Origin of the sequence: Myxococcus llanfairpwllgwyngyllgogerychwyrndrobwllllantysiliogogogochensis (genome assembly GCF_006636215.1) — a bacterium.
Taxonomy (GTDB): Bacteria; Myxococcota; Myxococcia; order Myxococcales; family Myxococcaceae; genus Myxococcus; species Myxococcus llanfairpwllgwyngyllgogerychwyrndrobwllllantysiliogogogochensis.
In genome coordinates this window covers 17,274-43,814 of record NZ_VIFM01000016.1, presented here as the reverse complement: position 1 = coordinate 43,814, position 26,541 = coordinate 17,274, and the positions used below count along the sequence as shown (strand labels likewise).

22 protein-coding genes are annotated in these 26,541 nt (G+C 69.0%); 12 read left to right on the top strand and 10 right to left on the bottom strand.

Features of this window, described 5'->3' with window-relative positions; genetic code table 11:
• The first annotated feature begins 4 nt into the window (after nucleotides 1-4).
• From FJV41_RS06155 to FJV41_RS06145, 3 genes are all read left to right on the top strand, one after another.
• On the top strand, nucleotides 5-637 hold the full coding sequence (locus FJV41_RS06155) for a TetR/AcrR family transcriptional regulator (RefSeq protein ID WP_141641469.1): 633 nt from the start codon (nucleotides 5-7) through the stop codon (nucleotides 635-637).
• Nucleotides 638-730: 93 nt separating this feature from the next.
• Nucleotides 731-2,542, top strand: a complete 1,812-nt coding sequence (locus tag FJV41_RS06150; RefSeq protein ID WP_141641468.1) for an ABC transporter ATP-binding protein — start codon at nucleotides 731-733, stop codon at nucleotides 2,540-2,542.
• Entirely contained in the window at nucleotides 2,539-4,317 is a 1,779-nt protein-coding gene (locus FJV41_RS06145; RefSeq protein ID WP_141641467.1) for an ABC transporter ATP-binding protein, read from the top strand. Before FJV41_RS06150 ends, FJV41_RS06145 begins: the two co-directional genes overlap by 4 nt.
• A gap of 8 nt (nucleotides 4,318-4,325) precedes the next feature.
• Here FJV41_RS06145 and FJV41_RS06140 read toward each other — a convergent pair whose 3' ends face one another.
• Nucleotides 4,326-6,368, bottom strand: coding sequence for a radical SAM protein (locus FJV41_RS06140; protein ID WP_141641466.1), 2,043 nt, complete (start codon nucleotides 6,366-6,368; stop codon nucleotides 4,326-4,328).
• 146 nt (nucleotides 6,369-6,514) lie between these two features.
• Here FJV41_RS06140 and FJV41_RS06135 point away from each other — a divergent pair, with 146 nt between their 5' ends.
• The 3 genes from FJV41_RS06135 (at nucleotide 6,515) to FJV41_RS06125 (ending at nucleotide 9,916) form a co-directional block, all read left to right on the top strand.
• Entirely contained in the window at nucleotides 6,515-7,558 is a 1,044-nt protein-coding gene (locus tag FJV41_RS06135) for a hypothetical protein (RefSeq protein ID WP_141641465.1), read from the top strand.
• 242 nt (nucleotides 7,559-7,800) lie between these two features.
• Nucleotides 7,801-9,114 (top strand): alpha/beta hydrolase, encoded by a 1,314-nt coding sequence (locus tag FJV41_RS06130; RefSeq protein WP_141641464.1) that lies wholly within the window; start codon nucleotides 7,801-7,803, stop codon nucleotides 9,112-9,114.
• A gap of 118 nt (nucleotides 9,115-9,232) precedes the next feature.
• Nucleotides 9,233-9,916: a macro domain-containing protein gene (locus tag FJV41_RS06125; RefSeq protein ID WP_141641463.1), complete on the top strand. Its 684-nt coding sequence runs from the start codon at nucleotides 9,233-9,235 to the stop codon at nucleotides 9,914-9,916.
• Nucleotides 9,917-9,943: 27 nt separating this feature from the next.
• Here the strand turns inward: FJV41_RS06125 and FJV41_RS06120 are convergent, their stop codons facing one another.
• The 3 genes from FJV41_RS06120 to FJV41_RS06110 form a co-directional block, all read right to left on the bottom strand.
• Nucleotides 9,944-10,687, bottom strand: coding sequence for a LytR/AlgR family response regulator transcription factor (locus FJV41_RS06120; protein ID WP_141641462.1), 744 nt, complete (start codon nucleotides 10,685-10,687; stop codon nucleotides 9,944-9,946).
• Complete coding sequence (locus FJV41_RS06115; protein WP_141641461.1) at nucleotides 10,653-11,771, bottom strand: sensor histidine kinase; 1,119 nt, start codon at nucleotides 11,769-11,771, stop codon at nucleotides 10,653-10,655. The genes FJV41_RS06120 and FJV41_RS06115 overlap by 35 nt, the downstream gene beginning before the upstream one ends.
• A 78-nt stretch (nucleotides 11,772-11,849) precedes the next feature.
• The gene (locus FJV41_RS06110; protein WP_181790426.1) at nucleotides 11,850-12,983 is read right to left on the bottom strand and encodes a pyridoxal phosphate-dependent aminotransferase; all 1,134 of its coding nucleotides are present in this window, start codon (nucleotides 12,981-12,983) and stop codon (nucleotides 11,850-11,852) included.
• 203 nt (nucleotides 12,984-13,186) lie between these two features.
• On the opposite strand from FJV41_RS06110, the gene FJV41_RS06105 reads away from it, so the two are divergent.
• The 3 genes from FJV41_RS06105 (at nucleotide 13,187) to FJV41_RS06095 (ending at nucleotide 17,044) form a co-directional block, all read left to right on the top strand.
• Nucleotides 13,187-14,101: an FAM151A/B family protein gene (locus tag FJV41_RS06105; RefSeq protein WP_174487591.1), complete on the top strand. Its 915-nt coding sequence runs from the start codon at nucleotides 13,187-13,189 to the stop codon at nucleotides 14,099-14,101.
• A gap of 190 nt (nucleotides 14,102-14,291) precedes the next feature.
• Entirely contained in the window at nucleotides 14,292-14,951 is a 660-nt protein-coding gene (locus FJV41_RS06100) for an NlpC/P60 family protein (RefSeq protein ID WP_141641458.1), read from the top strand.
• A 74-nt stretch (nucleotides 14,952-15,025) separates the two neighbouring features.
• Nucleotides 15,026-17,044, top strand: coding sequence for a hypothetical protein (locus FJV41_RS06095; protein ID WP_181790434.1), 2,019 nt, complete (start codon nucleotides 15,026-15,028; stop codon nucleotides 17,042-17,044).
• 19 nt (nucleotides 17,045-17,063) lie between these two features.
• On the opposite strand, the gene FJV41_RS06090 is transcribed toward FJV41_RS06095, so the two are convergent.
• Nucleotides 17,064-18,272, bottom strand: coding sequence for a sensor histidine kinase (locus FJV41_RS06090; protein ID WP_246137028.1), 1,209 nt, complete (start codon nucleotides 18,270-18,272; stop codon nucleotides 17,064-17,066).
• A complete protein-coding gene (locus FJV41_RS06085) occupies nucleotides 18,256-18,930 on the bottom strand; it encodes a response regulator transcription factor (RefSeq protein WP_141641457.1) in 675 nt (224 codons plus the stop codon). Before FJV41_RS06085 ends, FJV41_RS06090 begins: the two co-directional genes overlap by 17 nt.
• A 148-nt stretch (nucleotides 18,931-19,078) precedes the next feature.
• On the opposite strand from FJV41_RS06085, the gene FJV41_RS06080 reads away from it, so the two are divergent.
• Nucleotides 19,079-19,879, top strand: a complete 801-nt coding sequence (locus FJV41_RS06080) for an alpha/beta hydrolase (protein ID WP_141641456.1) — start codon at nucleotides 19,079-19,081, stop codon at nucleotides 19,877-19,879.
• A 25-nt stretch (nucleotides 19,880-19,904) separates the two neighbouring features.
• Here FJV41_RS06080 and FJV41_RS06075 read toward each other — a convergent pair whose 3' ends face one another.
• On the bottom strand, nucleotides 19,905-20,285 hold the full coding sequence (locus FJV41_RS06075) for a type II toxin-antitoxin system PemK/MazF family toxin (protein WP_141641455.1): 381 nt from the start codon (nucleotides 20,283-20,285) through the stop codon (nucleotides 19,905-19,907).
• Nucleotides 20,286-20,325: 40 nt separating this feature from the next.
• Complete coding sequence (locus FJV41_RS06070) at nucleotides 20,326-21,783, bottom strand: hypothetical protein (RefSeq protein ID WP_141641454.1); 1,458 nt, start codon at nucleotides 21,781-21,783, stop codon at nucleotides 20,326-20,328.
• 315 nt (nucleotides 21,784-22,098) lie between these two features.
• Between FJV41_RS06070 and FJV41_RS06065 the strand changes: the two genes are divergently transcribed.
• The gene (locus FJV41_RS06065) at nucleotides 22,099-23,535 is read left to right on the top strand and encodes a tectonin domain-containing protein (RefSeq protein WP_141641453.1); all 1,437 of its coding nucleotides are present in this window, start codon (nucleotides 22,099-22,101) and stop codon (nucleotides 23,533-23,535) included.
• Nucleotides 23,536-23,626: 91 nt separating this feature from the next.
• Nucleotides 23,627-24,466 carry a hypothetical protein gene (locus FJV41_RS06060; RefSeq protein ID WP_246137027.1) on the top strand — a complete coding sequence of 280 codons (840 nt, stop codon included), beginning with the start codon at nucleotides 23,627-23,629 and terminating at the stop codon, nucleotides 24,464-24,466.
• Here FJV41_RS06060 and FJV41_RS06055 read toward each other — a convergent pair.
• Both FJV41_RS06055 and FJV41_RS06050 read right to left on the bottom strand, forming a co-directional pair.
• Nucleotides 24,349-25,077 (bottom strand): hypothetical protein, encoded by a 729-nt coding sequence (locus tag FJV41_RS06055; RefSeq protein ID WP_181790424.1) that lies wholly within the window; start codon nucleotides 25,075-25,077, stop codon nucleotides 24,349-24,351. The two genes, FJV41_RS06060 and FJV41_RS06055, sit on opposite strands and share 118 nt — an antisense overlap.
• Before the next feature lie 266 nt (nucleotides 25,078-25,343).
• Nucleotides 25,344-26,447 carry a WD40 repeat domain-containing protein gene (locus FJV41_RS06050; protein WP_141641451.1) on the bottom strand — a complete coding sequence of 368 codons (1,104 nt, stop codon included), beginning with the start codon at nucleotides 26,445-26,447 and terminating at the stop codon, nucleotides 25,344-25,346.
• Nucleotides 26,448-26,541: the final 94 nt, after the last annotated feature.

The following is a 26,541-nucleotide window of genomic DNA, read 5'->3' as shown; positions in this document are numbered from 1 at the left end:
CACGATGGTCGCCGCCGCGAAGAAGAAGCCCGTGCTGACGAGGGACCCGGAGGGGGTCCGGAAGCGGATCCTCACGGAGGGCACGCGGCTGTTCGCGGAGCGTGGCTTCGCCGGGACGTCCTTCCGGGATGTCGCCAACGCGGCGGGCGTGTCCGTGAGCCTGATTCAGCACCACTTCGGGACGAAGGAGTCGCTCTACGCCATCGTGAAGGCCCACGCGGTGGAGGACTCCGCGCGGGCCCACGCACCGGCTCCCGATGATGACGGACTGGGGCTGCTCACCGAGGAGGGGCTCCAGCAACTCGTCGGCTTCTTCAGGGCGAGTCCGGAGTGGTCCCGCCTGGCCGCCTGGGCCGCGCTGGAAGGGGACTTGGAGATGTGGCCGGGTGAGGACGACTTCGTCGAACGACAAGCCGCCCAGGTCCGGGCCGCGCAGCGCAACCGCGCCGTCGCGAAGGACGTGGACCCGGAGCTGCTCCTCATCGCCCTGGCGGGCCTCATGAAGGCCTGGGTCAGCTACAGCGAGCGCCATGCCCACCGGCTGCGGCACCTGGGCAGCCGCGCTCAGCGGGAACGCGCGTACCTGGCGCTCTGCCTGAAGCTGCTGCGGCACGGTGTCCTGCCCTCCCGCGGGTAACGGGTGGGGACCTGTGCCCCGGTTCGTCGATGCCGCTGGTCAGGCGTCGATAATGAATACTATTATCGAAATCAAGTCAATGGGAGGTCGTCCGTGAGTGTCGTCGAGGAGTCGCCGAGTCATCCGCCGCCTGGCCTGCGCGGGTTGGTGTCGCTGCTGGGTTTGCAGGGGCCGCTGGTGGGGCTCGCGGCGCTCAGCTCGACGGTGGCCGCCGCGCTGGGGTTGGTGCCGTTCTTCGTTGTCGCGCGCATGGCCACGGCCATCTACGCGGAGCCGCCGAAGCTGGACGAGGTCCGCACGCTGGCGCTCGTCGCCGTGGGGGCGCTGGTGCTGCGCTACCTGTTCGTCGCGGGGGCGACGATGGCCGCGCACATCGCCGCATTCCGAATCCTCCATGCGCTGCGCCTGCGAATCGCGCGGAAGCTCGGCGCGGTGCCGCTGTCGTTCTTCAGCCGTCGGTCCACGGGCTCGCTGAAGACGACGCTGATGGACGACGTGAATCAGATTGAGTCGTTCGTCGCGCACAACTTCCCGGACGCGGTGGCCGCCATGGTGGTTCCGCTCGCCACGGCCGTCGCGCTGCTGTGGGAGGACTGGCGGATGGCCCTGGCGAGCATCGCCGTCGCTCCCTTGGCCGTGGGCGCCATGGCGCTCGCGATGCGCGATGTCGGCAAGGCGCATGCGCGGTGGAACGAGATTCAGCAGCGGATGAACGCGTCGCTCCTGGAGTACTTCCGGGGCATCAAGGTCATCAAGACGTTTGGCCTCTCCGCGGCCCGCTTCGGGGACCTCTCGCGCTCCATCGAGGAGGGCCTGGCGTGGATGGAGGGCTTCATGCGCACCAACGGGCGGGGCTATGGCGCCTTCGGCGCGCTCATCGGCTCCAGCCTCGTCGTCCTCGTACCCCTGGGGGGCTGGCTGTACGTGCGAGGCGGGCTCTCGCTGGAGTCGCTGGTGTTGTTCCTGGTGCTGGGACCCCAGCTCCTCATGTCGCTGATGCGGCTGATGTTCGCGTGGGGCAACGTCGAGCGCGTCACAGCGGGCAACGAGCGCATCCACGACATCCTCCTGGCGCCCGACCTGGAAGACGTCGCGGGCACCGAGTCGCCACGACATGACGGAATCTCCTTCCGCGAGGTCGACTTCCGCTACGACAGCGCGGGGAAGGACGTGCTCCACCGCGTCACGTTCGATGCGCCGGCCGGGAAGGTGACCGCGCTCGTGGGGCCCTCGGGCGCTGGCAAGTCGACGCTCGTGAAGCTCGTGCCCAGGCTGTGGGAGGCCCACGGCGGCACGGTGGAGCTGGGAGGCGTCGACGTGCGCAAGCTGCCCCTCGACACGCTGCTCTCGCGCGTCTCCATGGTGTTCCAGGACGTGTTCCTCTTCCATGGCTCCGTCCGCGACAACCTGCGGCTGGGGCGCGCGGAGGCGACGGACGCGGAGCTGGAGGCCGCATGCCGCGCCGCGCGAGCGCACGACTTCATCCTCGGGCTGCCCCAGGGGTACGACACGATGCTGGGTGAGCGTGGCGCGCGACTGTCCGGTGGAGAGAAGCAGCGGCTGTCCATCGCGCGGGCCCTGCTCAAGGCCGCGCCCGTGCTCCTGCTCGACGAGGCGACCGCGTTCGCGGACCCGGAGAACGAGGCGCGCATCCAGGAGGCGTTGTCGGAGTTGTGCGAGGGGAGGACCGTCGTGGTCGTCGCCCACCGGCTGTCGACCATCGCCACCGCCGACCACATCGTCGTGCTCGACGGAGGGCGGGTCCAGGACCAGGGTCCGCATGAGGTGCTGCTCTCGCGCTGCGCGCTCTACCAGCGACTGTGGGCGAGTCACTCGGATGCACGGGACTGGTCGCTCGGCGGTGCCGAGGCAGAAGCCCCGCGTGGTGTGGAGGTGGCATCATGATTGGAGAGTTCTTCACGCTCGGAGAGCGGCTGGCGGGCCAGAAGGACGCGCGGCTGCGGCGCGGCTTCCTCTTCGCCTTCGGTGAGGCGGTGTCGACGGCGCTGCCCTATGCGCTGGTCCTGTTCTTCGTCCGCGCGGCGTTGGAGCGACGGCTCACCCTGGAGCTGACGGGCCAGGTGACGGGCGGCATCGTCCTCGCGGTGCTCCTGCGGATGGTGTTCACCCGGTCGGCGATGGCGAACATCTTCACCGCGGCCCATGCGCTGATGGGACAGGCCCGCATCCGCACGGCGGACCACCTGCGGCGGCTGCCCATGGGCTTCTTCACCCAGCACCGCAGCGGCGAGCTGATGGGCGTGCTCACGACGGACCTGGCGCTTGTCGAGGACATCTGGTCGCACATCATCGGCGTCTTCGCCGCCAGCTTCGCCCTGCCAATGCTGGTGGGCCTCGGGCTGTGCTTCCTCGACTGGCGGCTGGGGCTCGCCGTCCTCGCGATGTTGCCTGTCGCGCTCGCCGTCCTGGCGGCCACGACGCCCCTCTTCGTGCGGGAAATCACCTCCGTGCTCGAGGCGACGGCGGACGTGAACGCGCGCATCGTCGAGTACGTGCAGGGCATCGCCGTGCTCCGCGCCTTCGGTCGACACGGTGAGGTGTACCAGCGCTTCGTGAAGGCGATGGAGCGGCTGCGTGACGCGCTCATCCGTGCGGAGGTGGCGCCGTCGCCGCTCCTGTCCGTCTTCGGCTTCCTGGTCGAGGCGAGCTTCGTCGTCGTGGCGTTCGTGGGCAGCACGCTGGCCTTCCAGGGGACGCTGGCTCCGGGGACGCTCCTGGTGTTCCTTGTGGTGAGCGTGGGCGTGACGCGACAGGTGGCCGAGCTGGGCGTGGCGCTCCTCATGCTCCGAGGCTCCCAGCGCGCGCTGGAGCGCGTGGACCGGCTGATGGCCGAGAAGCCCCTGAGTGAGCCGTCCTCGCCTGCCGCGCCCGTCACCCGCTTCAACGTGGAGGTGGAGGCCGTCTCCTTCGCGTACGAAGGGGAGCACGTGCTGAAGGACGTCTCCGTCGAGTTCCGCGAGAAGTCGCTCACGGCGATTGTCGGTGCCTCGGGCTCGGGCAAGTCGACACTGGTGCATCTGGTCGCGCGGCTGTGGGACGTGCCGCGAGGGCAGGGGGCCATTCGTATCGGCGGAGTCGACATCCGGGATTTGCCGTTCGAGGAGCTGCACCGGCACATCGCGATGGTGTTCCAGGACGTGGTGCTGTTCTCCGGGACGGTGCTCGACAACCTGCGCGTGGGTCGCGCGGATGCGTCCCGGGAGGACGTCGAGCGCGCCGCCAGGGCCGCGAGGGCGCACGACTTCATCCAGGCGCTCCCCCAGGGCTACGACACCGTGCTCACCGAGGACGGTGGCTCACTCTCGGGAGGCGAGCGGCAGCGGCTGTCCATCGCGCGGGCCATCCTCAAGGACGCGCCCATCGTCCTGCTCGACGAGGCCACGGCTTCGGTCGATGCGTCCGCGGAGGCGGAGATTCAGCGGGCGATTGACGAGCTGGTCCGGCACAAGACGGTGGTCGTGATTGCGCACCGGCTGCGGACGGTGCGTCGCGCGCACCGCATCGTGGTGCTGGAGCGCGGACGCGTGGCGGAGAGCGGGACTCACGACGAGCTGGTGCGTCGCGAGGGGCCCTATGCGGCGCTCTGGCGTGAGCAGGAGCGGGCCAAGGGATGGCACCTGGGCCCGCGGCGAGAAGTCCCCCGGGCCGAGCAGGGGTAGGGCCGTCGCTACCGTCGACGGAGTTCTTCGTTCACGTCCTCGCGGAGGCGGTGCAGTGCCTCCGCGAGCGGGTCGTCGGAGTACACCCGAACCCAGGCATGCAGGCCCAGCACGGCCTCCAGCTCGACGAGCGCCTTCAGCACGCGTCCGGGTTCCATCGTGTTGACCCGGACCGAGAGGCTGTCGTTCCCGGGTGCCGATTCCACGCGGTCGTCCGGTGTCAGGTACGGACGAAGGTGCGGGACGACGTCGGGCGGGCCGCGCTTCGGCTGCGAGAAGGAGCCCCTCACGATGACGCGCTGACTGGTGAGCATGAGCGCGGTGCCACCCTGGCGCTGGGCGAGGTAACCCAGGCGGGGGCCAAAGTGGTCTTCCTCCAGCAGGACGTGCGGGCCCGCCACCGTGACATCGCCGGTCAGGTCCTTCGCATAGCGGCTCGCCACCTCCGCGGACTGGAACAGGACCCACAGGCGCAGCCGCCCCGCGTGAGGGCCGCGCGACGCGAGGCGCTGTTCGAGGCGCAGGTCCTTGGGGACCTCCACCAGCTCCGCCGCGACGACCGCGCCGTTCTCCTGGGCGAGTGTCTTCAACTTCGCCACCACGGTGTCGAGGGACTCCTTGCCGCCAGGGGCGCCCCAGTAGCCCACGAGCCCGTGGAGCTGGTTCGCATGGCGGATGAAAGAGCCGTGCACTTCCTCTTCCAGCACGCGCTCCAGTGCGCCCAGGGTCGCCGTGTCCCGCACTCCAAACGCGGTCGCCAGCTCGAATCTACCGTGCCCGTGAATCTCCGAGTGGACCATGCGCCCCTTGCGCTTCCACAAGAGGGTCCGCAGCGCGGGGAAGTCGTCATCCAGCGTCATCTCGATGTGCAGCATCACCACCCGGCCCAGCGAGGCCATCAAATCGGGGACGCGCTCCTCCGCGCCCACCGGGATGCCCTCCGCCGCGAGCAGCTCCTTCCATCGCTCCGGATAGGCGCGCCCCGACTTCCAGTCTGGCAGGAGCGTGTCGAGGTAGGCCGTGGCCTCTTCAGCCGTCTCGAAGCGCCCCACGAGCACGCAGTCTCCGCTGTTGTTTCCGGAGAACCCGCGCCACACGCGAACGCCGTCGGTCAGCGCCTCTCCCCGAGGTGCCCCCGCGCGCGCACAGCCCGCCAGGGGCGACGGCGCGGACAGCACGTCTCGCCGCCCGTTCCATCCCGCGAGCACATCCTCCGCCGAGGTGATGGGAAGTCCCCCGCCCTGAAACGAGCACGCCTTCAGCCGTCGGTCCGACGTCAGGGTGACGAAGTCGAGCCCCGCGCCGCAGTCGCCGCCGAAGAGCCGGGGGACCTCCGTCAGCGTGTCTCCGAAGCAGACCGACAGGCGCGTGCGCAGCGGGCTGTCCGCGAGCACCTCCGTGAGGCGTGCCTCGTCCGAAGGACTCAGTCGGAGCTTCGCGTCGTCGCCGACGTAGCGCAGGAGCGCGGCATCTCGACAGCCCAGCGCGTGAAGCGTCCGGAGCTGTGCGGGCAGCGTGGGCAGTCGCTCCGGGGTCGCGAGGATGTTCACGCCGAACGTCTGTCCGGCGCGGGCGAGCCGCTCGACACACGCCTCCCAGTCGTTGTCGTCGTAGAGCGACACGCGAACCTCTCCGAGGTGGGGCGCGAGTCGTGCGAGTCGCTCGTCGGAGAGCAGCATCCCGTTGGTGGTGAAGTGGATGGCGAGCGGCGTCTCGTTCGACAGCCGCCGCACCAGCTCATCGAAGCCACGAAAGGCGAGGGGCTCGCCGCCACCGAACGAGACCTCCAGCGTGCCCGCGCGGGCCAGGCCCGACAGCACGTCGAAGGCGGAGTCCACCGTCCACTCGCTCTTCGCTTCCCGCTCTCGAGAACAGAAGGTGCACGCGAGGTTGCACGCGTTGGTGATGCCGAAGAGGACCAGCCGGGGCGCCCTTCGCCGCAGGTGGCGCGTCCGGGGTCCGTCCACGCGGAGGTTCGTGCCGGTGATCCGGTGGAACCAGAGGAGGGCGCCATCGAGCGCGTGGGGGCGCCAGTCGGAGTGTGGCTGCATGAAGGTCCTCGCAACCCCCTGGATTCAGGGGCAATCCAAGGGTGGGGCGTGGTTCTCAGCCTACAAGAAACAATCGACGTTCCAGGGCCGATAACTCCAGAGTCAGCCGAAGTCTGGCCGCCCACACCCCCCGAGGTCCCACCCACATGGGTTTCAAGATCCCCAGCTTCAACGACGTTCGGAAGACGGTGACGAACACCGTCAACGACGTGAAGGACACGGTCGTCGACAAGGCGACGGACGTGAAGAAGGCCGTCGTCGACACGACCAACGACGTGAAGAAGGCCGTCGTCGACACGACCAAGGACGTGTTCGAGGACGTGAAGCACAACCCCGTCACGGACGCGTTCAAGAAGGCCATCACCGACCCGAAGGACCTGGCCCGCGACGTGTTCCAGACGGGGCTGCGCACCGCGTACCACGGCGTCACGAAGGTGCTGCCGGACGGCGCCGCCGACCAGCTGGTGAAGGCGGCCGAGGGCGGCATGGATGCCCTGGCCAAGACGTCGGAGCTGCTCGTCGGCAAGGACTCCTCCATCACCCAGAGCCTGAAGACGCTGGGCAAGGTGGACCTGGAGGGCATCACCCGGACGACGGACCCGGTGACGGGGCAGAAGCTGCAGGGTGACTGGCCCAAGCTGTGGGGCACCTGGCTGCTCGAGGAGAAGCCCAAGGACCTGGGCACCTGGGACAAGACGGACAACGGCACCGAGCGCGTCACCGTGCGCGACAACGCGTACACCGAAGACCTGGCGGGCCGCCCCCACCAGCAGCAGGTCACCGAAGAGTTCTTCAAGATGTACCCGAACCCGAAGCCCGGCGACGTGTTCCCTCCCGCCGAGGCCACCGACGCGCAGAAGGACAAGGCCCTGTACCGCTTCACGGGCCCGGGCACCGACGAGAAGAGCAAGGAGAAGTACACCTCGCTGGAGTGGTTCATCGGCTCCTACCGCACGCAGGTGACGTGCACCGGCATCGACGAGAAGACCGGCAAGCCCAACCTCCAGTACGAGGTCGTCAACAACTCGCACCTCGAGTCCGGCACCCGCGTGCCCGCGTCCTTCCAGGACAAGGGCCTGCCCCCCGCGCTCGTCCAGGACCGCCAGCGCGAGACGGGCCTGGGCGTCGGTGGTGACTGGATTCAGCGCTACGTGTGGACCAACAACGGCGTGGACAACCCCACCAAGTAGCCCCGTCCCCAGTCGTTGACGAAGGCCCGGTGGTCGCGAACAGCGGCCCCGGGCCTTCTGCTTTCTGGCGTCCGGGTTCGCGCGATGCCTGCGCCAACGTGACTCGGAGCGCCGTGGGTCGCCGCCGAAAGGTGTGACGTCCTGCGTCACATCACGCCCCTCGGTTTTTCCTAGGCGTCAGGAAACATTTTCGGCTGATTCGCGAAGATGTAGGTATCCCCCCTTCAACACGAGGCGCTGTCATGGCCGGTATCTCCTCTGTGAACAGCAGCGCAGCCGAGTCCGCCCGTCGCCGAGCGGAGGCCGCGCGCGTCGCGGCCGAGCAGCAGACGGCGGCCAAGGAAAAGCCCAAGGCGAAGCCCGTGGAGAAGGTGGAGACGGTCTCCGCGTTCGAGGGGCCTCGCAAGACGGGGGCGGAGAAGCTCACCGGGGAGAATGCGCCGCTCGCCGCCAAGGGGCCGCTGGACAGCGCGCCCGCGGACCCGAAGGCCCGCGCCGGTTGGTGGAAGCAGCTGTCGCCCACGGAGCAGTCGCAGGTGGTCAGCTCGGACCCCAAGAAGCTCGGCTCCATGGATGGCCTGCCGGCCTCCGTGCGTGACACCGCGAACCGCACGCAGCTGAAGAATGAAATCGCCCAGCTCAGCGCGGAGAAGTCACCCTCCAAGGACCAACAGCGCCAGCTGGAGAACGCGCGGGCCGTGCAGACGCAGCTGGACCGGGTGGCGAAGGAGGCGGGCTCCGCGCAGCTGCTCGTCTATGACTCGACCTTCGTCAATGGCGAGGGCCGTGCGGCCATCGTCGCCGGCAACCTGGACACCGCGAAGCATGTGTCGGTGAGCGTGCCGGGCCTGAACTCGGACGTGCGCGGCTACATGGACAACATCACCAGCGACGCGCTCAAGCTCCACAAGGCCTCGGGCACGCAGCAGGGTGAGGTCGCGACGGTGGCCTGGATGGGCTACGACGCGCCGGGCTTCCAGAACGTGGCGTCCGACAACGCCGCGGAGAATGGCGCCAAGCTGCTGGCCGCCGACGTGGCCGGCATCCGCGCCGCGCGGGACGGAAACCAGCCGCACCTGACTGTCATTGGCCACAGCTATGGCAGCACCACCGCCTCCATCGCCGCCGACAAGAACGGCCTCCAGGCGGATGACCTGGTGCTCATCGGCAGCCCCGGCGCGGGCAGCGCCAAGTCGGTGAAGGACTACGACGGCGCGCTCGCCAATGGCCACGTGTGGTCCGGCTCGGCCAGCCGGGACGTGGTGTCCTGGCTCAATGGCAGCAACCTGCCCGGGGACCCGCTGGGACAGGACCCGTCCGAGAACAAGTTCGGCGCCAACCGGTTCACCGCGGAGGCGAAGGACCGCGGGGACAAGAGCAACATGGGCGACCATTCCAAGTACTACAAAGAGGGCTCCGAGTCCCTGGCCAACCTGGCGGACATCGTCACCGGGAACTACGGCGGAGTGGACCGGGCCCAGCAGCGCTACGGCGAGCATGACTGGTGGAAGGGCAACCGCGTCATCGACCCCGAGGCGAAGCGCGCCGTGGAGTGAACCGGATGTAGAGCGGGCCCAAGGTCCGCTCCACCGGAATCCATTACAATCTTTTCGCGGGACCGGCCGGAGCTCTGGCGGGTCCCGCTTGTCTTGAGTGGACCTGGGAAGGTCGTGCATGCGCTTGTCGAACGTGGTGTTGAAGAGCCCTGACGTGGGCTCACGGCTGTCGTCTGTCGAAGTGGTGCAAGGCAGTCTGGTGAGCGGACGCGAGCGGGTGCTCGTCAATGCATCCAACACGAATGGCCAGCTCGGCTCGGGTGTCTCCGGCGCCATCCGCCGGGCGTGCGGCGAAGGCTTCCAGGAGCACATCCTCGCGGCGCTGAATGCGCGCTTCGGTGGACCCATGGCGCCAGGCGAGGTGCTGGTGACGGAGGCGGGCGCGCACCTCACGGCGAAGTGGGTGGCCCACGTCGCGGTGATGGACTATCGCGAGGGCATTCACGGGGGCTCGTTCCCGGACTCGCAGCGTATCCGCGCGGCCTGCGTGAAGCTGTGGGAGACGCTGGAGCAGTTGAACGAAGCGGACCTCTCCGTGGCCATGGTCGCCCTGGGGGCTGGCACCGGAGGGCTCTCGCTGCGTGAGTCGGTGGACCTGGCGTGCTCCACGCTGAGCGAGCACCTGAGCGCCAGAGAGGGTTCGCGGCTCGGGCGTCTGGTCTTCTACGGCTACAACCTGCCGGAGTACATCGCCACCGTGGATATCGTCTCGCGCTACTTCGCGCTGCCGGAGGGCTCCGTGTCGCGCGAGGTGCTGGACTTCGTGGAGCGCTGTCGCGAGCAGGAGCAGCGCGGCAGGTAGTCGCCGCGCGCTCACGGGCGCAGCCGGTCAGCCGAACCGCTCGCGCAGCGCCGACGCATGGCTCCGGCTGAGCGGCAGAGGCGCTTCCAGCCCGCGCAGGTAGACGTCACCCCCGCCACTCAAGCCCCGGTCCACGCGCTCGACGTAGGTCAGGTTGACCAGCGCGGAGCGGTGGATGCGCGCGAAGGTCCGCTCCGGCAGGCGCAGCTCCCACTCCTTCAAGGGGCGCGGCGACAGCGTGCACTGGCCGTCCGCCGTGACGAGCTCCACGTAGTCGCCCGCGCCGCGAAGGCAGACGAGCTGCTCCACCCGCACGAAGCGCGACTTCGCGCCGTTCTCCAGGAACAGCACGTCCGCCTCGGTGAGCTTCTGGCGGGTGGGGCCCTGCGCGGGCGCCGGTTTACCCTGCTCCCGTTCCACCAGTCGCTCCACGGCCCGCGCCAGCCGGTCCGGATGCACGGGCTTGAGCAGGTAGTCCAGCGCGTTGACCTCGAACGCCCGCAGCGCGTGCGTGTCGTGGGCCGTGACGAAAATCACCTGGAATGGCCGCTCGGGCAGGCGGGCGAGCAGCTCGAAGCCGCCCTCTCCGGGCATCTGCACGTCCAGGAAGAGCAGCTCCGGCCGCAGCTCCTCGATTCGCTCCAGCGCGGACTTCACGCTGTCCGCCTCGCCCACGACCTTCACATGGGGAGACGACGACAGCATCTCGCGCAGCTCGACTCGGGCGAGCCGCTCGTCATCCACGAGCAACGCGCGCAGGGGCAGCGTCATGCGATTCCTCCGCGAGTATCGGGGTCCATTCCATGGCGGGAAGCTCGACGACGATGTGGACCCAGCCCTCCGTCTCCGACGTCTCCAGCTTCGCGCGGTCCGCGTAGAGGTGGGCCAGTCGCTCGCGCACGTTGCGGAGCCCGGTGCCCGTGCCCTGGGGGCCCAGCTCGCGCGCCGCGGGCGCCCACGTGCCGGTGTTGTCCACCTGGATGCGCAGCACGTCCCGCACCCGCGTCACCCGCACACGTACGCGCACTGGCAGCACGCCGGACGCGAGGCCGTGCTTCACCGCGTTGTCCACCAGCGGCTGGATGAGGAACGCGGGCACGGTGAGCTGCTCGGTGCCGGGCTCCACGGAGAGGCTCGCGTCCAGCTTCTCCTCGAAGCGCACCGACTCGATGCTCAGGTAGCTGCGCACCATGGACAGCTCCTCCTCCAGCGGGACATGCGGGTAGTCCCCCTTCTGGAGCGAGAAGCGCAGGAAGTCCGCCATCTCCGTCACCATGCGCCGCGCACGGGCGGGGTCCTCCCCGATGAGGGCGCGCACGGAGGTGAGCGCGTTGAACAGGAAGTGCGGGTGCATCTGGTGACGCAGGGACGCGAGCCGCGCCTCCTGCGCCAGGGTGTCCGCTCGCAGGGCGCGCTCGCGCTCCTCCTGCCAGGCTCGGGCGTGTTTGATTCCGAAGTAGAGCCCGCTCCAGCCCAGCAGCGTGACGCCGTATTCCAGCGAGAGCCGGGGAAGCGACATCTGGTGTCGATGCCAGTCGTACGTGGGATAGAGCCAGATGGCCCACAGCTCACCCAGCACCGTCCAGAGGACTCCGAACGCCGCGCTGGTGACCATGGCCCAGAGCGTCTGCCGCCGGAAGGTGCCTGGAAAGAGGCGCCGGTAGGCCAGCCTCATCACGCTGGTGAGCGCCAGGCCGTACAGCGCGCGGTGCGCCTTGGCCACCACCAGGTGCAGCGCGCCGCCATCCGCGTTGATGGCTGGATAGAAGGTGATGATGAGCAGGATGGCGTAGAGCCCCCAGCCCCCGAGCTGCAGGGTCCAGAACGCTGGAGCGGGGGCCAGGCGGTGTTTCATGCGCGGGAACCTACCAGAGTGAATCCAGCCCGACGACGCGCGAGCGCCTCGGGGATGCGTGCGCCTGTCTGTCTGCTCTCAGGTCTTCAGCATGGAGCGCAGGAGGGTGCCGAACGCGCGCATCTCCTCCACCGTGCCCAGCGTCAGGCGCAAGGCGGAGTCGTCCAGGGAGATGGGGACGTTCGGGTTCGTCATCAGGTGGAAGCCATGGGGGGCGAAGCGCACGGGCAGGTCCAGTTGCTGCCGGGTCAGCGGAATCCAGAGGAAGTTGCCGTGGCCCGCGATGTACTTCATCCCCAGTTCGTCCAGGACGCGGGTGGTGACCTCGCGAGACTCGGCGGTGAGCTTGCGCATGCGGGCGAGGAAGGGCTTGTCCTGGAGGCTCGCCGTCGCGGCCATGATGGACGTGGAGTTGGGGAGGGACATCCGCAGCTCGGACAGCCGCTGGACGACCTGGGGCTGGGCCAGGGCGTAGCCCACGCGCATGCCGGCCAGCCCATAAATCTTGGAGAAGGAGCGGGCGATGATGACGCTTCTTCCCGTGCGCACCTGGTCCACCATGGACTGGCCCGGCGCGGGCTCCAGGTAGTTCAGATACACCTCGTCCACCAGCACGGTGGCGCGGGGAGACACCGCCTCGCAGAAGGCGCGCAAGCGGGCCGGGTCGACGATGGTGCCCGTGGGGTTGTTGGGATTGCACACCGAGACGAGCTTAGTGCCCGCGCCCACGCGGGCCTCCATGGCCGCAAGGTCATGCGTCAGCGTGGCGTCGAGCGGAACGCGCTGCACCTTCCCTCCGACGCGCTCGGCGTAGTTGGCGAGGACGGGAAAGGTCAGGTCCGCGCACACGACGCCGCCCCCACCGGAGGCGTACTCCGCCGCGATGATCGTCAGCGCCTCGAAGGAGCCCGCGGTGAGCAGGACGTGCTCGGGCGTCAGGCCCTCCTGCTCGGCGATGAGGCGCTTGAGGACATTGACGCTGTCGGTCGTGGCGTAGCGGCTGCTGAGGTGGAGGGACTCGCGGATGGCTCGCTTCGCGCCTTCAGAAGGGCCGTAGCGGTTCTCGTTGGAGAAGAGGCGGACGGGGTCCTCGCCCGGCGCGCGCCTGGGCGCGGGGGCGGCTCGTGCGAGTTCGGGACGGAGCGCCAGTCCGACGGTGGTCGCCGCGGCGCCGGCGAGGAGGGCCCTGCGGGTGGGAAGGAAGTGGGACACGTCGATTCTCCCGGCGCTGAATGGGGTGGACGTCTCAGCGCGAGGAGAAGGTTAGAGCCGTGGCGGGGCGCAATCGCGGCCGCATCTGTGAAGGCCCGCGCGCGGCCGGCGAGCGGTGTCCTTCACCTGTGAGCGGCGGGGGCGGCGCATCCCAAGCACCTTTTCGTGCCATTCCCCGACAATTGAGAATCGGAGGATGCACCATGCCTTTTGAGCACGGCGGTCGGATTGGTCCCAGGGTCGTCCCGCTCCCCAAGCCGTCTCCTCCGCCCCCGGCGCCCGAAGTGAAGGCCGTCGCTCCGGCGACAGTCGCCAAGGGCCACTCCCAGGTGGACAGCTTCCAGGCCACCACCGCCAGCGCGAAGTCCGCCGAGTCCCCCGCTCCAGTGGACAACACCTGGTCTGGGACCCAGCCGCTCTCCGAGGCGCGCAACGCGCATCGCACCAACACGAAGGAGCAGTTCGAGGACGCGCTGAACAGCGGCGCGAACTGGTTCGAGGGTGACGTCCGGAAGGAGATCAACAAGGACTCTCCTGAGATGCGCCACGACAAGAACCACGAGGATGGGGACAACCTCACTCTCAACGAGTGGCTGACGATGGGGAAGGAGTCCGGGCGCGGACTCAAGCTCGACATCAAGGAGGCCGACCAGATGCCAGCCGTCCTCGACGAGCTGGAGAAGGTGGGCATCTCCGAGGACCGGTTGATGCTCAACCTGGGCTTCGAGGACATGCAGGAGTGGGGGCCGAAGATTCGCGAGCGCTTCCCCAATGCCATCCTGGCCATCAACCCGCCCACCGGGGGAGACGTGAAGGGGACGGATGCACAGAAGATGGTCGACCTGGCGAAAGAGCTGGGCGGGCCCGCCACCTTCGTGGTGCGTCACGACAAGCTGACCGACGAGGCCATCAAGACCTTCCTGCCCGCTGGGAGCCCCGCCGCCGGCACCATCTCGGTGTGGGGCGATTCGAAGGACCCCGTGAAGGCCGCCGAGGACCTGAAGGCCCGAGGCGTCAACGGGATGATCGACATCGCCGGACCCCATGGGAACAGCTGGGGCGACAGGGCCGACGCCGTGAAGAATTGGTTCAAGACCGGCTGGGACAAGTTTCTCTAGAAGCATTGCTGGGAACGCGTGAGCGGCAGCCGGTGTCAAAGCCGCCCGCGTTTCCGTGGCGCCGGGGATGTGCCGCGCGTGTGTCGCTTTGCGGCGCCGCCGCGCGACGTGCCACGCTCCGGACATGGCCTTCGAGTGCAAGGGATTCGGCGCGAGCCTGAGAGGATTCATTCCTCGGTGGGCTCTTGCCATGGGATTGGGGCTGAGTCTCCGCGTGCATGCCCAGGTGGAGACTCCCCGCGAGGAGCGGGTGCGGCTCGCGGAGCGCTTCGTGCTCGCCGCGCGAGAGGTGTTGGGCGTGCCCTATGTGTTGGGTGGGCGCCTGCGGGAGGGCGGCGCGGGGCTCGATTGCCAGGGCGTGTTGTTCTACGCCGCCGAGCGGGTGGGGCGCTGTGGCTGGAAGTCCTTCTCCGTGCTGCCCACGGTGTCGGTGCCCTCGGAGGAGTTGGGGGCCTCGGTGTCGGGCCTGTCCCCCATGGCGTCCTCTTCGCTCGAGGTGTCCCGGCTCCTGCCCGGTGACGTGCTGTGGCTGGTGGGGTTCGACGCCAATCCCGCGGAGACTGCCGTGGGCGAGCTGTCGGGCCGCCCTGTCTGGGTCTGGCATACCGGGCTCTACAGCGGGAACGGGAAGTGGATTGTCGGTGACCACTTCGCTGGCGAGGTGGTGGAGGTGGACCTGGTGACCTACTTGAAGGAGCACGCGGACACCTACTCGGGTCTGGTGGTGACGCGGATGGAGCAGGGTCCTCGGCCTGGCCGCTGTCGTCAGCATGCGCCCATGCCGAAGCCTCGTGCGACGCGCACGGCACCTCCCGGGGTTTCACTCCCGCGCCGCGATGGCGGCACGTGAGTGGCTTTGGATGGACGGTGACAGTTGCCATCGGGTAATCCGTGCGGCTGCGTTTCACTTCGGGGAGCGTGAGCGTGAACATCAAGGGACTGACAGGGCTGGCGGTCCGCATCGAATTCAAGAACGCGCCGAGGAAGGAAGCGGCCTGGCTGCGAAGCCGGCTGGAGGGGCAGAAGCGCTCCGTCGCCCAGCGCCTCGAAGAGCTGCGTCAGCGTCCGCTGGTCGACCTGGGATGGCTCTCCAGCCCCATCGAACTCTGCTATGCCGTGGCCGACGCGGAGGTTCCGGCGGAGCGCGTGTTCCTGGAGGCGCTCCTCGACCTGGCCGTGCGGAAGGGTGGGCGGGGAGAGCTGGCGGTCTTCGCGCTCGACGGTGACGTGCGGTGCTTCCTCTGGGAAGGCACGAAGCGCGCGCTGTCCGTGCGTCACTCCGACCCGCGTGTGAAGACCGACTTCGTCACCTTGCGGAAGCACCGCCGGGAAGCGGCGCTGCGGTACGTTCCTCCCCGGACAGACGCCCTGCGCTGCGCGTGTGGTGTGCCCGTCGCACCAGAGGCCGTGGCCTGCGCGAGTTGCGAGCGTGACTTCACCGCGCCCATCGGCATCGAGTCTCGGCCCGAGGACCTGGAGCGCTTGCGGCCCATGCGCGACCGGCTGATGGAGCTGAGGATTCCGCTGCCCGAAGGGGACGTCTTCCTGGCGAACGTGTTCCGACCGCGCAACGCGTTCGAGGCGGTGACGCACGAGGAGATGCTCCCCGCGGCGGGCCTCAAGCTGCTGAGCCGCCGCGAGATGAAGCGCCGTGTCGAGCTGCTGTCCGAGCTCGAGACCTGGCCGAAGCGCTACGCCCTCCCGGGGATGTCGGGCGAGTGGAGCTTCTCGCAGTGGTGCGTGGGCCTGGTGCGCCAGCTTCGCCCTTCGGCACGCAAGGTCCTGGAGCGACTGGCCAGGGAGCAGGGGGACCTGTTCGAGGAGGTCAAGGCCGTCGTCCGCGACGAGCCGGGCTGGATGGCGGCGGGAGAAGTCAGTGGAAGCTCGCTGCCCGCCTCCTTCCAGCAAGAAGCCATCGCCCATGCCCTGGACTTCATCCGGCGCTTCGGTGGCGACCGGGTGGAGCTGCCCGACGAGTATCTGCCGGCCCTCCAGCACGTCGCTCCGGACCTGCTCACCGCGAAGGAGCTGAAGCGCGGCGAGCAGTACCTTGATGAGCGCGCGATTCGTTCGGGCGTTGGTTTCGGGGACTACTTGAAGCGTCGGGGCACGAAGGCGAAGTCAAACACCCATGCACTCGCGGCGGCGCTCAAGCAGGCGGGAGACCCCGACGCCGAGGACCGTGTGCCAGATGCGTTCCAGAACCTGGCCCGTGGCGTGGTCGAGTGGCTGGTGGATGGCCGTCGACCCGAGGTGGAGGACGTGGATGGCGACTGGCTCGTTCGGGAGTTCGAGGCGCTGAAGCGCTCGAAGGCCCTGCCGAAGGTCATCCTCCAGCGCGCGGAGGAGGCTCGGCGCCTGCCCGCGCCCTTCGGCCTCACGGGAGCCCGGTGCTGGGACGTTCAGCCGGCGCGACTCTCCGATGAGGACCTCAAGGCCCGGGCGGCCTGCCCCGAGTGCAATCGGCGGGTGAAGCCGACGCGGGTGTTCCACATCCCCTCGCTCGACACCGACACGGAGGCGCGCACCCTCCGGCTCTACGAGTGCGAGCCGTGTGACAGGGCCACGCTGTTCGCCCGCGCCGTGAAGCCGGCCCGGTCGACGAGGGCCCGTGCGCGTGTCTTCCTCGAGTTCAAGAACGCGCATGAGGTCAAGCGGCCGCTGCCGGAGGGCTTCGTCAAATGGCGCCACGAGCGCTTCGTGTCCCGTCAGGTGGGGGGCAAGCCGCTCGCGCTCCAGCTTCGAGGGCTGCCGCTGGTGCTGGAGGCCCATGACGCGGACCTGGACGAGGACCTTGGCTGTGGCCATCCCTTCGTCCGGATTCGCATCCATGCGAGCCAACTGGACCTCCAGCCCGGCTTCGGTGGCGGCACCGTCATCGGCGGGCTGTGCATGACGCCGGGCTGCAAGAAGCCGGACGTCCGGAATGTCCGCGACGACTGACGCCTGACGCGCGCGGCCGTCAGGTCTCGTGGGGCCACGTGAGCTGCACCTGCGTCCCGTGCGGCTCCAGGGGACTGATGGCCATGTCCCAGGTGAACCGGCGCGCCAGCCGCTCCACGAGCGACAGTCCGATGCCGAAGCCCGTGTGTCGGGGTTCGACCCGGCCGAAGCCCACACCCGTGTCGCGGATGCTCCAGCTGTCGGGGGAGATGTGGATGACGATGCGTCCCTGGCTCGTATAGGCGAGCGCGTTCTTGATGAGGTTGCCCAGCATCACCCGCGCCACGGACCCTGGCAGCGACACGAAGACCTCCCCCTCCGCCTCGATGACGAGCTCCACGTCGCCTCGCTGGCGGGGGCCGCCGTACAGCGCGGCCATCTCGCGGGAGATGCGCACCAGCTCGCAGTCCTCGTCGGTGCGGCCCGCGCGGGCCAGCCAGAGGATGCCCTCGGTCAGCAGGCCCATGTGGTGGACCGCCTGACGCAGCCGCTCGAAGGTCTCCACGTCCGACGGTGGGTCCTGCTCCAGTATCTCCACCGCGCCCTGGGCCACGGCCAGCGGCGTGCGCAGCTCGTGGCTCGCATCGCGGTTGAAGGCCCGCTCGCGCTCCAGCAACTCCTGGATGCGGGTGTCCCGGTCGCGCAGGGCCGCCGCGAGCGCGCGCACCTCGGCGATGCCGCCGTCTTCTTCCGGGCGCGGGGTCGCATCCGCTTGCACCCGCGACACGAGCTGCTCCAGGGGACGACTGAGTCGTCTCGCGACGATGCGCGAGAGCAGCGCCGCGCCCAGCAGGGCCAGCAGGGCGCTGGTCACCAGCAGGTTGGCTGTCCGTTGGAGATGGCGCGTGGTGCTCGTCAGCTGCGTCGTGTTGAAGACCACGTAGCGCGTGGGGCCCTGGGATTCGTCCGGGCGCACCGCGACATGGAAGTGGCCATGGTCCCGGGTGAACACCTCGCGCTCGCTGAGTGGAGCGTCCTTGGGCACCGACTCCTGGATCCACGGTGGAAGGCTGGCGTGGCCGACATAGGTCGTCATGCTGGACGGGACGACGCTGGCTTCGCCCGGGCGCCGGTCCGCCTCGGTGGCCACCAGCCGGCCGAAGATGGCGTCCTCCAGGTCGTAGCTGAAGACGGTGAAGAACGCTCCCATCAGCACGAGCGCGAGCACCGCGGACAGCGTCATGGCGCCCAGCAGGAGGCCTCGGACCGACCTAGTCTTGGGGCGCATCCAGGCTGTAGCCCTCATTGCGCCGGGTGGTGATGGAGGGGCTCATCCCCAACTCCGCGAGCGCGCCTCGCAGGGCATAGACATGGGTGCGCAGGGCGCTGGATTCCGGGGCCTCGTCGCCCCAGAGCTGGTGGGCCAGCTTCTCCGTGGAGACAGGCTTGGGCGCGGCCTCCATGAGCAGCTTCAGGATGAGCGCCTCCGTCCTGTTGAGGCGCACGGTGCGCTCGCCCAGCCGCGTGTAGCCGGTGTCCGGCTCCAGGGTGAGCTGTCCCACCGTCAGCCGTCGTCCACTTGGAGGCACGGGGCGCCGCGCCAGGGCCTCGAGGCGCAGGCGCAGCTCGCGCAGGGAGAACGGCTTCACGAGGTAGTCATCCGCGCCCGCGCGAAAACCCTCCTCCTTGTCTTCGAGCGTGTCCCGCGCGGTCAGCATCAGGATGGGGACCAGCCGGGGCGCGAGCTCCCGGTAGCGCTGACACAGCTCGATGCCGTTCAAACCTGGCAACATCAGGTCCAGGACGATGACGTCGTATTCATGGCCCAGCGCGAGCGTGAGTCCCTGCGGCCCCGTGGTGGCGAAGTCCAACTGGAAGTCCGCTCCCAGGAACCGGGCGATGTTCGCCTGGAGGTCGCGGTTGTCTTCGACGATGAGCACTCGCATGGGGATGCCCGGGAGGGCAGGGGACCTTGGAAGGAGAGGGCCCCAGGTTATCAGTCGCCGCGTCAACCGGAGGTCAACCCGGCGTTGACGTGTGGCTGACGTGGGCGTTGGCAAGGTGGCGGGGCCTCTCACTTCGAGGAATCCCGACATGACTCGCCTGCTCTCGCTGTGCCTGCTGCTGCTGTCCGCTTCCCTGGCCCACGCCGCCGAACCGGGGGCCCCGCTGGACGTGCGGGGCGCGGACGGAGAACGCATCCCCACCCAGGTGCTGGAGCCCGAGGGCGGCGCGGCGAACCCCCCGGTGGCCATCCTCCTGCACGGCCTCACCCGGAAGAAGGAGGACTGGCTGTCGGACGCGGCCCCCACGCATGGCGGTGTGTTGAAGGACGCGCTGCTGCGGGCCGGCTACCGCGTCTATCTCATGGATGCGCGACGACACGGGGAGCGGGCCACCCCCGAGGCGAAGCCTGGGGCGCTCGCCAAGCAGGCTCACCGTGGCGAGCCCGGCCCGTATATCGCGATGATTGCCGACACCATCAAGGACGCCCACGCGCTGCTCACCGCCGTGCTGGCGAAGGGCAAGCCGCCCAGGGTGCTCGTCGCCGGGTACAGCATGGGTGCCCAGGTGGGGCTCGTGCTCGCGGCGCGTGAGCCTCGTGTCACCCACCTCGTCACGATGGTGCCGCCCCACATCGACCCGTCGATGGAGGAGATTGCACCCTCGCGACACATGTCACGGATTCACCAGGACTGGCTGCTGCTGACGGCGAACCAGGATGACTTCGCCCCTGTCGCGGAAAGCCGTGCGCTGTTCGACGCGGCCCCGTCTCGTCGCAAGGTGCACAAGACCTTCGGCAGTGGTCATGCGCTCCCGCGTGAGTACCTGGACGAAGTGAGCCGCTGGCTGCAAGCGGACCGCCGAGCGCCCGCTGGTGGCAAGCGCCCCTGAGCGCGGCTGTCGTCCGTGTGGCGAGTCATCGGCCGTTGAAGAACGCGGCCTGCTGGAATCGCAGGCCCGCGAGCACCTGCTCCACCCGCTGCGCGGAGAGCGTGCCGATGTACTCGCCCAGTCGCGTCTTCTCCACGGAGGAGACTTGCGACACGACCAGCACACTGTGCTTGGGCAGGTTGCCTTCACCCACGTCGAGCAGCACGTTGCCCGGCTCGTTCGCGCGCTTCAGGTTCGACGTCACCGCGCAGACGACCACGGTGTGGATGCGCGAGTGGTTGAAGACGTCGTCCTGAATCACCAGGTGAGGATGCAGGATGGGGGGAATCGACCCTCGCGCTTCATCGGACTCCATCCAGTAGAGGTCGCCTCGGTGGAGGGTCCGTGGGGGCCGGGGCTCTTGCATGGCGGTCCTTGTAGCGCTCCGGGTAGGCCCTGTCCTCGCTTCAGTTCAGGCGCGCGAGCAGGGCCGCCAGTTCGCCCGTGAGCTTCGGGGACTTGAGCGCGCTCTTGAGGAGGCGGGTGAGGGGCTCATGCTCAACGGGTGACGCGGCGCTCAGCCGGAGTGCCCACTCCGTGCCCAGCTCCTCCGCGAGTTTGCGCTGGGGACCGGGGTGCGCGAGCAACCAGGCGCGCAGCTCGGTGACGAGCGCCGAATCAGGGACTGCTGGTGTGAGCCGTGCCTCGACGCCTGGCAGGGTCCGCCCGTTCAGCACCGCGTCGAGGTGGTCCCATGCATCGAGCAGGTTCCACGCCCCATGCGTCCCCGCACCAACGCAGGCGCACAAGGTCAGTACGCGCTCCACGTTGTTCTCGGTCGGGTCCGACATCGCGAGCGCCGCGGCACGCGCGAGGAGCCGACCGCGTCCCCCGGCGGTCGTGAGGTTGATGGCGCGCTCCGTCCACCCTTCGAGCGAGACCTGTCGCAGCAGGTCTCTGGAGCCAGGGCTTCCCGAGTGCAACGTGTCGAGCGCGGAGCGGAGCCCCTCACCGCCGAGCGGGCGAGCACCGGCGCGTTCGAGGGCCCATCCCATGAGCTTTCTTCGCTCCGGTTCATCGAGTCGTGCCGCGAGCTGCCCCGGACCTGGGTAGTCCCAGGGCCAGGCCACGCCTTGCGCCATCAGGTCGAAGGGAATGCCAGGGCGTCCTTGACGGCGGTCCTGCCGCACGCCTTCGAGGACACGCTGGAGCAGTGCGGTGTCTCGCGTGCCGCTCGCGACGCGGCGCCAGTCGACGTCGAGTTTCTCCCAGCGGAGCCCTCCTCTGGCGATGCGCGCCTCGGCCGCCGTGAGGGCCGCTGCCTGCTGTGCCTCGAAGGACTCCGCGCCTGAGGAAGGGGGCTTGCGTTGTTCGAGCCCCTCGCGCGGCAGGCTCCGCCACCGGGCCTCGATGTCCTGGAGCCTCTCGGCGAGCCAGGAGTGGACGTCGGGGGATGCGAGCGGCAGCGGTTCGGTGGGGCCCACGGGCTGGGTGCAGACGAGGTCTTGATGGTACTGGCCGACGCTCGGGCCACTCATCCCTCCGAAGCGGGCATCGAGCGCCCATGCGGGCTCGAGGTCTCGCTCCGTCGTGAACAACATCCACTGCTCGGCACGGGGCACGCCGTTGAGTTCGGCCAGCTCCAGGTGGCGGTCGTGTTCGTCGAGCAGCCTCGGCGCGCTGAGCAGGCGCAGTCCTGGAGCTTCGTCACCGTCGTCGAGTTCGATGGGAGAGACCCACACGAGGCCCCGTGCTTCGAGCAGCTCGCGCAGGTCGCCCCGCAGCTCGAACCCGCGCCGCCAGAACGCGGCCTCGTAGCGCTCCAGTTGCTCTCGCGAGAGTGGCTCCGCGCCGAAGAGCGCGCCAAGGCCCGCGTGTGTCTGGCGCGCGCTCCACGCATCCCACAGCTCGACGATACGCGACATGGTGCGCTCTCCAGATTCACCGTGGAGCGAAGTCCTGCTCGCCCCATCCCTGGACCATCGCCGACGATGACCCGTGAGGCCATGGGGGAGTGGGCGTGGAGAAGCAGATGTGGTCAACCCAGGGGCTGTCGAGACGGCCCACCGCGCTGACACGTCAACGGACACGTCAAGAAGCGCGAGGAGCGACTTTTGACACACCCGACCCCGTGCATCGGGTGGGCCTCGCCCCTCTGGAATGGATGGAGCCTGACTGGCCTGCTTGTTGCTCTCGGGCTGTTCGCAGTCACTTCGACCCCCCGAAAGCGACACGCCCCCATGAACCCCTCATTGAAGTTCGCGAACCTCGCGGCCCTGTGTCTGGGCTTGATGTCTGTCACCGCCAGCTCCCAGGCGGTCGCGCAGCCGCTCCCCGCCATCGCGCAGGTCCCGCCGAGCCCCCCTCCCGCGCTTCCCGCTGGCACCAAGGTGACCTGTACGCAGGGACCCGGCACGGGGGCCGCGGCCGCCACGTGTCCCGTGCTCAAGTACGACGGCTACACGTACTGGGCGCTCAGCTACGGCGACAACCGCATCGGGATGACCATCGCGGCGTACGACGCCACGGGCGCGCTCGCGGCGAAGTGGGAGAAGCCGGGCGCGCGTTATGTGTATGGCATCACGGTGAACCCCACGAACAAGACGGTGACGTTCGCCGGGCAGACGGACGCGAAGATCACCATGACCTGGGACGAGCTGGTGCCGCCTCCCGTGGTCGTCCTGGTTCCTCCCGTGCCTGCGCCCGCGATTCCCTCCGGGATGAAGGTCACGTGTACGCAGGGGCCTGGCACCGGAGCGGCCGCCGCCACCTGTCCGGTCATCAAGTGGAAGGGCTACACCATCTGGGCCTTCAGCTACACGGACAACCGCGTCGGCATGGGCATCGTCGCGTACGACGCCGCGGGCAAGGTCGTCGCGCAGTGGGAGAAGCCGGGTGCGCGTTACGTGTACGGCATCACCGTGAGCACCACGGACAAGACGGTGACGTTCGCGGGCCAGTCGGATGCGAAAATCACCATGAAGTGGAGTGACCTGCTGGCGTCTCCGACGCCGCAGTGGGTGCTGCAGCCGGGCCCCCAGGGCGCGACGCTCAAGCAGATCTCCGTGGGGAGCGCGAACGCCGTCTGGGGCCTTGATACCGCGGGCTTCAATTGGAAGTGGACGGGCGCGACCTGGCAGAAGATGGGCGGCACGGTGACGAACATCTCCACGGCCTCGGATGGGACGCTGTGGGCCACCAATCCCCCGGACTCGCTGCGCGTGCTGAAGTGGGATGCGACGGGCAACAAGTGGACCTGGAACCTGCCCACGGGCATGAAGCAGGTCACCGCCATCAACGCGACCACGGCCTGGGGTCTGGACACCGGTGGCTCGTTGTTCCGGTGGACCGGCTCCGCGTGGGAGAAGAAGGGCTGCTGCGTCAGCCAGCTCTCCGTGGGCGCGGATGGCGAGCTGTGGGCGACGAATCCCGCGGACTCCAACCGCGTGCTCCGCTGGGACGGCACGAAGTGGACCTGGAACATCCCCGCCGGAATGACGTTCGTGTCCGTGGGCAACGTGAAGAACATCTGGGCGCTGGACGGCTCGGACCAGGTCTACCAGTGGAGTGGGACGGCCTGGCAGAAGGTGCCCGGCGCGCTGCGCAACATCTCCGCCGCGGGGGATGGCTCCGTGTGGGGCCTCAACGCGCAGGGCCTCGTCTACAAGTGGCAGTGACGGACGGGTAGGCGCGAGGGCGAACTTCACGCTCGATGGAACGGCTGGACGGGCCGGGGGTGTCTCTTCGAGTCACCCCTGGAGGTCCTTCTTGCTGACCCTCGTGTTGCTGAGCCTGCTCGCCGTGCCTCCCGTGGCGGCGGTGGAGGTCGAGGTCTTCGTCCCGCTGTGTGACAACGCCTTGATTCAGTGTGGCCGTGCACCGGCGGGTGCGCCTCGTGCCCTGGAGACGAACCTCTACTGGGGCGCGATGTATGGCGCGGAGCGGTTCCTCTCACGGGCCCCGGGATTCAAGGTGGTGAGCCGCGAGGCGGGGCCGGCGGAGTCCGCGGTGTTGCGCGTGCTCGTGCTGGAGCGGACCGCCGGCAGGGGAGAGCGGCCCGTGCGGCTGCGGCTCCATGCCTATGCGGGCGACCGGATTGACACCGCGCTGGAGGACTTCCTTCGCGCGGCGGCGGGCGCGAGCCGGGCCGACCTGCTGGTGTGGGCCGGGCATGACCGGCTGATGGACCGCGCGCCTCCCCAGGTGGAGACGCCGCCGGGTGCCACGCCAAGGCCCGTCGTCGTCCTGGCCTGCATGAGTGAGCAGTTCTTCGGCCCGGTGCTGAAGGCGCTAGGCGTAAGCCCCGTCGCGCTCACGCGAACGCTGATGGCGCCGGAGGCCTATCTCCTGGAGGCGCTGGCCACCACCGTGGCGCGGCATGGGCCCACGGAGCCCACGGCCATGCGCACCGCGCTCGTGGAGGCCTATGCCCGCTATCAACGCATCTCCCACCGCTCCGCCAGCTCGGTCTTCTCCAAGGTGGGTGAGGCTCACGAACGCCAGGCGGGCCGAACGCCCATGGCCCCGAGGAGCAGCGCCGTCAGCGCCGAGGGAACCCCGACGAACAGCGGCGCGGTGAGGGCATTGGGACCTCCGTTGAGGAAGTAGGGGAGGTCCAGCAGGAAGAGGACAACGCTCGCCGCCGCGAGCAGCATCAATGCGCGGAGGTCCTCGGGTTGGCTCTCCGCGTTGATGACCAGCTTGACGGCACGCCAGAAGGTCACGCCTCCGAGCAGCCCCTCCATCAGATTGGAGACGGGCGGGAACTCGTAGCGATTGGCGAGGAAATTCACCACGACGGGAAGGATGAGCCCCAGCAGCAGGGCGACGGTACCGCCGAGCGCGGTGAGCGTGGCCGCGATGGGGACCAGCCAGCGGGGGAGACGTGGAGGCCGGGCGTTCGCGAAGGCCAGGTCCTCTTCGGGGACCTCGCGTGCCTCTGGGACATCGAGTGAGCGCAGCGCCTCCACCGCGAGCTTCCGACACGACAGTCCACGGCGGTCGCGCACATGCGTCAGCGCCCTGGATTGAAGCAGGCCCAACAGGACCTCGCCCAGGGAGGGAGGCCCGCCCCGCTCAACGACTTCTCGCAGCCTCGCGCTCAGCGCCTCGACGTCGAGCGTGGCCTCACCTTGCTGCGCGAGCAACGCCTGCTCGGCGAGTCCGCGCAGGGTCGCCACCTGCATCGTTGCGAGGTCAGACGGTTCTGACTCGTTCACAGCGCCATCCTACGCGAAGCCGTCAGTCCCCTGCCTTGCCCGGCCGTGCTCCCGTCCCGAGGTGCCTCTCTAGCGCCAATGCCGGTCAGTGAGGGCGGGGCGTTCCACCCACTTCTTGCGAGGGAACGACGTGGGGGACGATACGGTTCGCGGTGACTTCCGAAGGCACGGGGGCTTCCTGGCTCGGCTCCACCGCCCCATCCTTTACCCGGATGTCATTTACAACACAGAAACGAATCGGCGGTGGACCCGGTGCGCCGCCGCGCTCAGGGGCGCGCCTCGATTGGAGGGAGCGGGACGGCGCGCAGGTTCTTCTCCCCTCCACCAAGGGCCAGGGAGGCCCCATCGCGGGAGAACGCGAGGGCGCGGAACGCGCGGCTTCCGGCCTTGTACGCGCTCCAGCGCCCCTCCTTGCCGAGTTCGATGACGAGGCCGTTGTTGGTGACGATGACTCCCAGTCCATCCGCGCGGAAGCCGAGGGCGGCCCCTCGCGTGGACGGGCCCGTCGTCAGGCCGCGCGCGAGCATCGACAAGGAGTGGCGCGCGAGTTCCTCGCCGCTCGTTGCGTCGAGCACGAGCATGTCATGGCTCATCCCGCCACCAACGGTCACCAGGCGGTGCAACGCGGGGTCGAGCGCCAGGTCCGTGACGGTGCCGTCGATGACATTCCGAGACGGCGGGCGCTGCCACAGCAGCCGGGCGTCGGTGAGTCGGACCGCGCTGATGCGGGAGTAATGGGTGGTGGAGTAGAGGATGTCTCGGTCCGGGGACAGGACCGCCTTCACCTCCTCGTCGAGCAACAAGGCGGGCAGCAGGGGTTCGCAGGTGAGCGTGGCGAGGGAGACCCTCACCAGGGACGGCTCCGGCGTCACGAGCGCGGGATGCGCGGCGGCGAGGGCCGGGTCCACCCTGCGCGTCTCGGACCTCACCGGGTTCCCGTCCGGGAACGCGAGCTTCCAGTTCGGGGACTGGGCGATGAAGTGCGCGTCGTCGACCCATACGAAGGGCCGCATGATGGGCAGCGTGTGGACGACCTGGAAGGAGTGCAGGTCGATCAACTGGCAGCAGGCATGCTGCCCGCCGATGCGCGCGCCTCCCGCGAGGAGCCAGCGTCCGCCCGGCGAGAGCGCCCCGGGGCCGATGAGGCCTGGGAGCTCGGCCTCGAGGTCGAAGCGGGGTCCGCTCCGTCGCCGCAGCCGCCCGAGCTCACGGGCGAGGTCGGGGGACTCGACGACCAGGAGCGAGCCTCGCGGCTCGAAGGCGAGGAACTCGACGAAGGGGAGCGTGTCCTTCGCGACGATGGTGGGCGCCGCGCGCGGTGACGCGGGTGCGGACCGGGGGAACACCTCCGTGCACTCAACCCTTTTCATGCGGGGACGCTATCACGAGCGCACCAGGCGCCCACCCCTGAGCGCCATGCCAGGAGGGCACGCTACGCCGCGAAGCGCGGCTCGCGAGGATGAA

Excerpts from the sequence above, each read along its gene's own strand:
- FJV41_RS06115 (WP_141641461.1), bottom strand. The coding sequence starts at position 11,771 with ATGAAACACCGCCTGGCCCCCGCTCCAGCGTTCTGGACCCTGCAGCTC.
- FJV41_RS06075 (WP_141641455.1), bottom strand. The coding sequence starts at position 20,285 with ATGCAAGAGCCCCGGCCCCCACGGACCCTCCACCGAGGCGACCTCTAC.
- FJV41_RS06050 (WP_141641451.1), bottom strand. The coding sequence starts at position 26,447 with ATGAAAAGGGTTGAGTGCACGGAGGTGTTCCCCCGGTCCGCACCCGCG.
- FJV41_RS06120 (WP_141641462.1), bottom strand. The coding sequence starts at position 10,687 with ATGACGCTGCCCCTGCGCGCGTTGCTCGTGGATGACGAGCGGCTCGCC.
- FJV41_RS06080 (WP_141641456.1), top strand. The coding sequence starts at position 19,079 with ATGACTCGCCTGCTCTCGCTGTGCCTGCTGCTGCTGTCCGCTTCCCTG.
- FJV41_RS06135 (WP_141641465.1), top strand. The coding sequence starts at position 6,515 with ATGGGTTTCAAGATCCCCAGCTTCAACGACGTTCGGAAGACGGTGACG.
- FJV41_RS06065 (WP_141641453.1), top strand. The coding sequence starts at position 22,099 with ATGAACCCCTCATTGAAGTTCGCGAACCTCGCGGCCCTGTGTCTGGGC.
- FJV41_RS06155 (WP_141641469.1), top strand. The coding sequence starts at position 5 with ATGGTCGCCGCCGCGAAGAAGAAGCCCGTGCTGACGAGGGACCCGGAG.
- FJV41_RS06070 (WP_141641454.1), bottom strand. The coding sequence starts at position 21,783 with ATGTCGCGTATCGTCGAGCTGTGGGATGCGTGGAGCGCGCGCCAGACA.
- FJV41_RS06105 (WP_174487591.1), top strand. The coding sequence starts at position 13,187 with ATGCCTTTTGAGCACGGCGGTCGGATTGGTCCCAGGGTCGTCCCGCTC.
- FJV41_RS06090 (WP_246137028.1), bottom strand. The coding sequence starts at position 18,272 with ATGCGCCCCAAGACTAGGTCGGTCCGAGGCCTCCTGCTGGGCGCCATG.
- FJV41_RS06085 (WP_141641457.1), bottom strand. The coding sequence starts at position 18,930 with ATGCGAGTGCTCATCGTCGAAGACAACCGCGACCTCCAGGCGAACATC.
- FJV41_RS06125 (WP_141641463.1), top strand. The coding sequence starts at position 9,233 with ATGCGCTTGTCGAACGTGGTGTTGAAGAGCCCTGACGTGGGCTCACGG.
- FJV41_RS06140 (WP_141641466.1), bottom strand. The coding sequence starts at position 6,368 with ATGCAGCCACACTCCGACTGGCGCCCCCACGCGCTCGATGGCGCCCTC.
- FJV41_RS06130 (WP_141641464.1), top strand. The coding sequence starts at position 7,801 with ATGGCCGGTATCTCCTCTGTGAACAGCAGCGCAGCCGAGTCCGCCCGT.
- FJV41_RS06145 (WP_141641467.1), top strand. The coding sequence starts at position 2,539 with ATGATTGGAGAGTTCTTCACGCTCGGAGAGCGGCTGGCGGGCCAGAAG.
- FJV41_RS06100 (WP_141641458.1), top strand. The coding sequence starts at position 14,292 with ATGGGATTGGGGCTGAGTCTCCGCGTGCATGCCCAGGTGGAGACTCCC.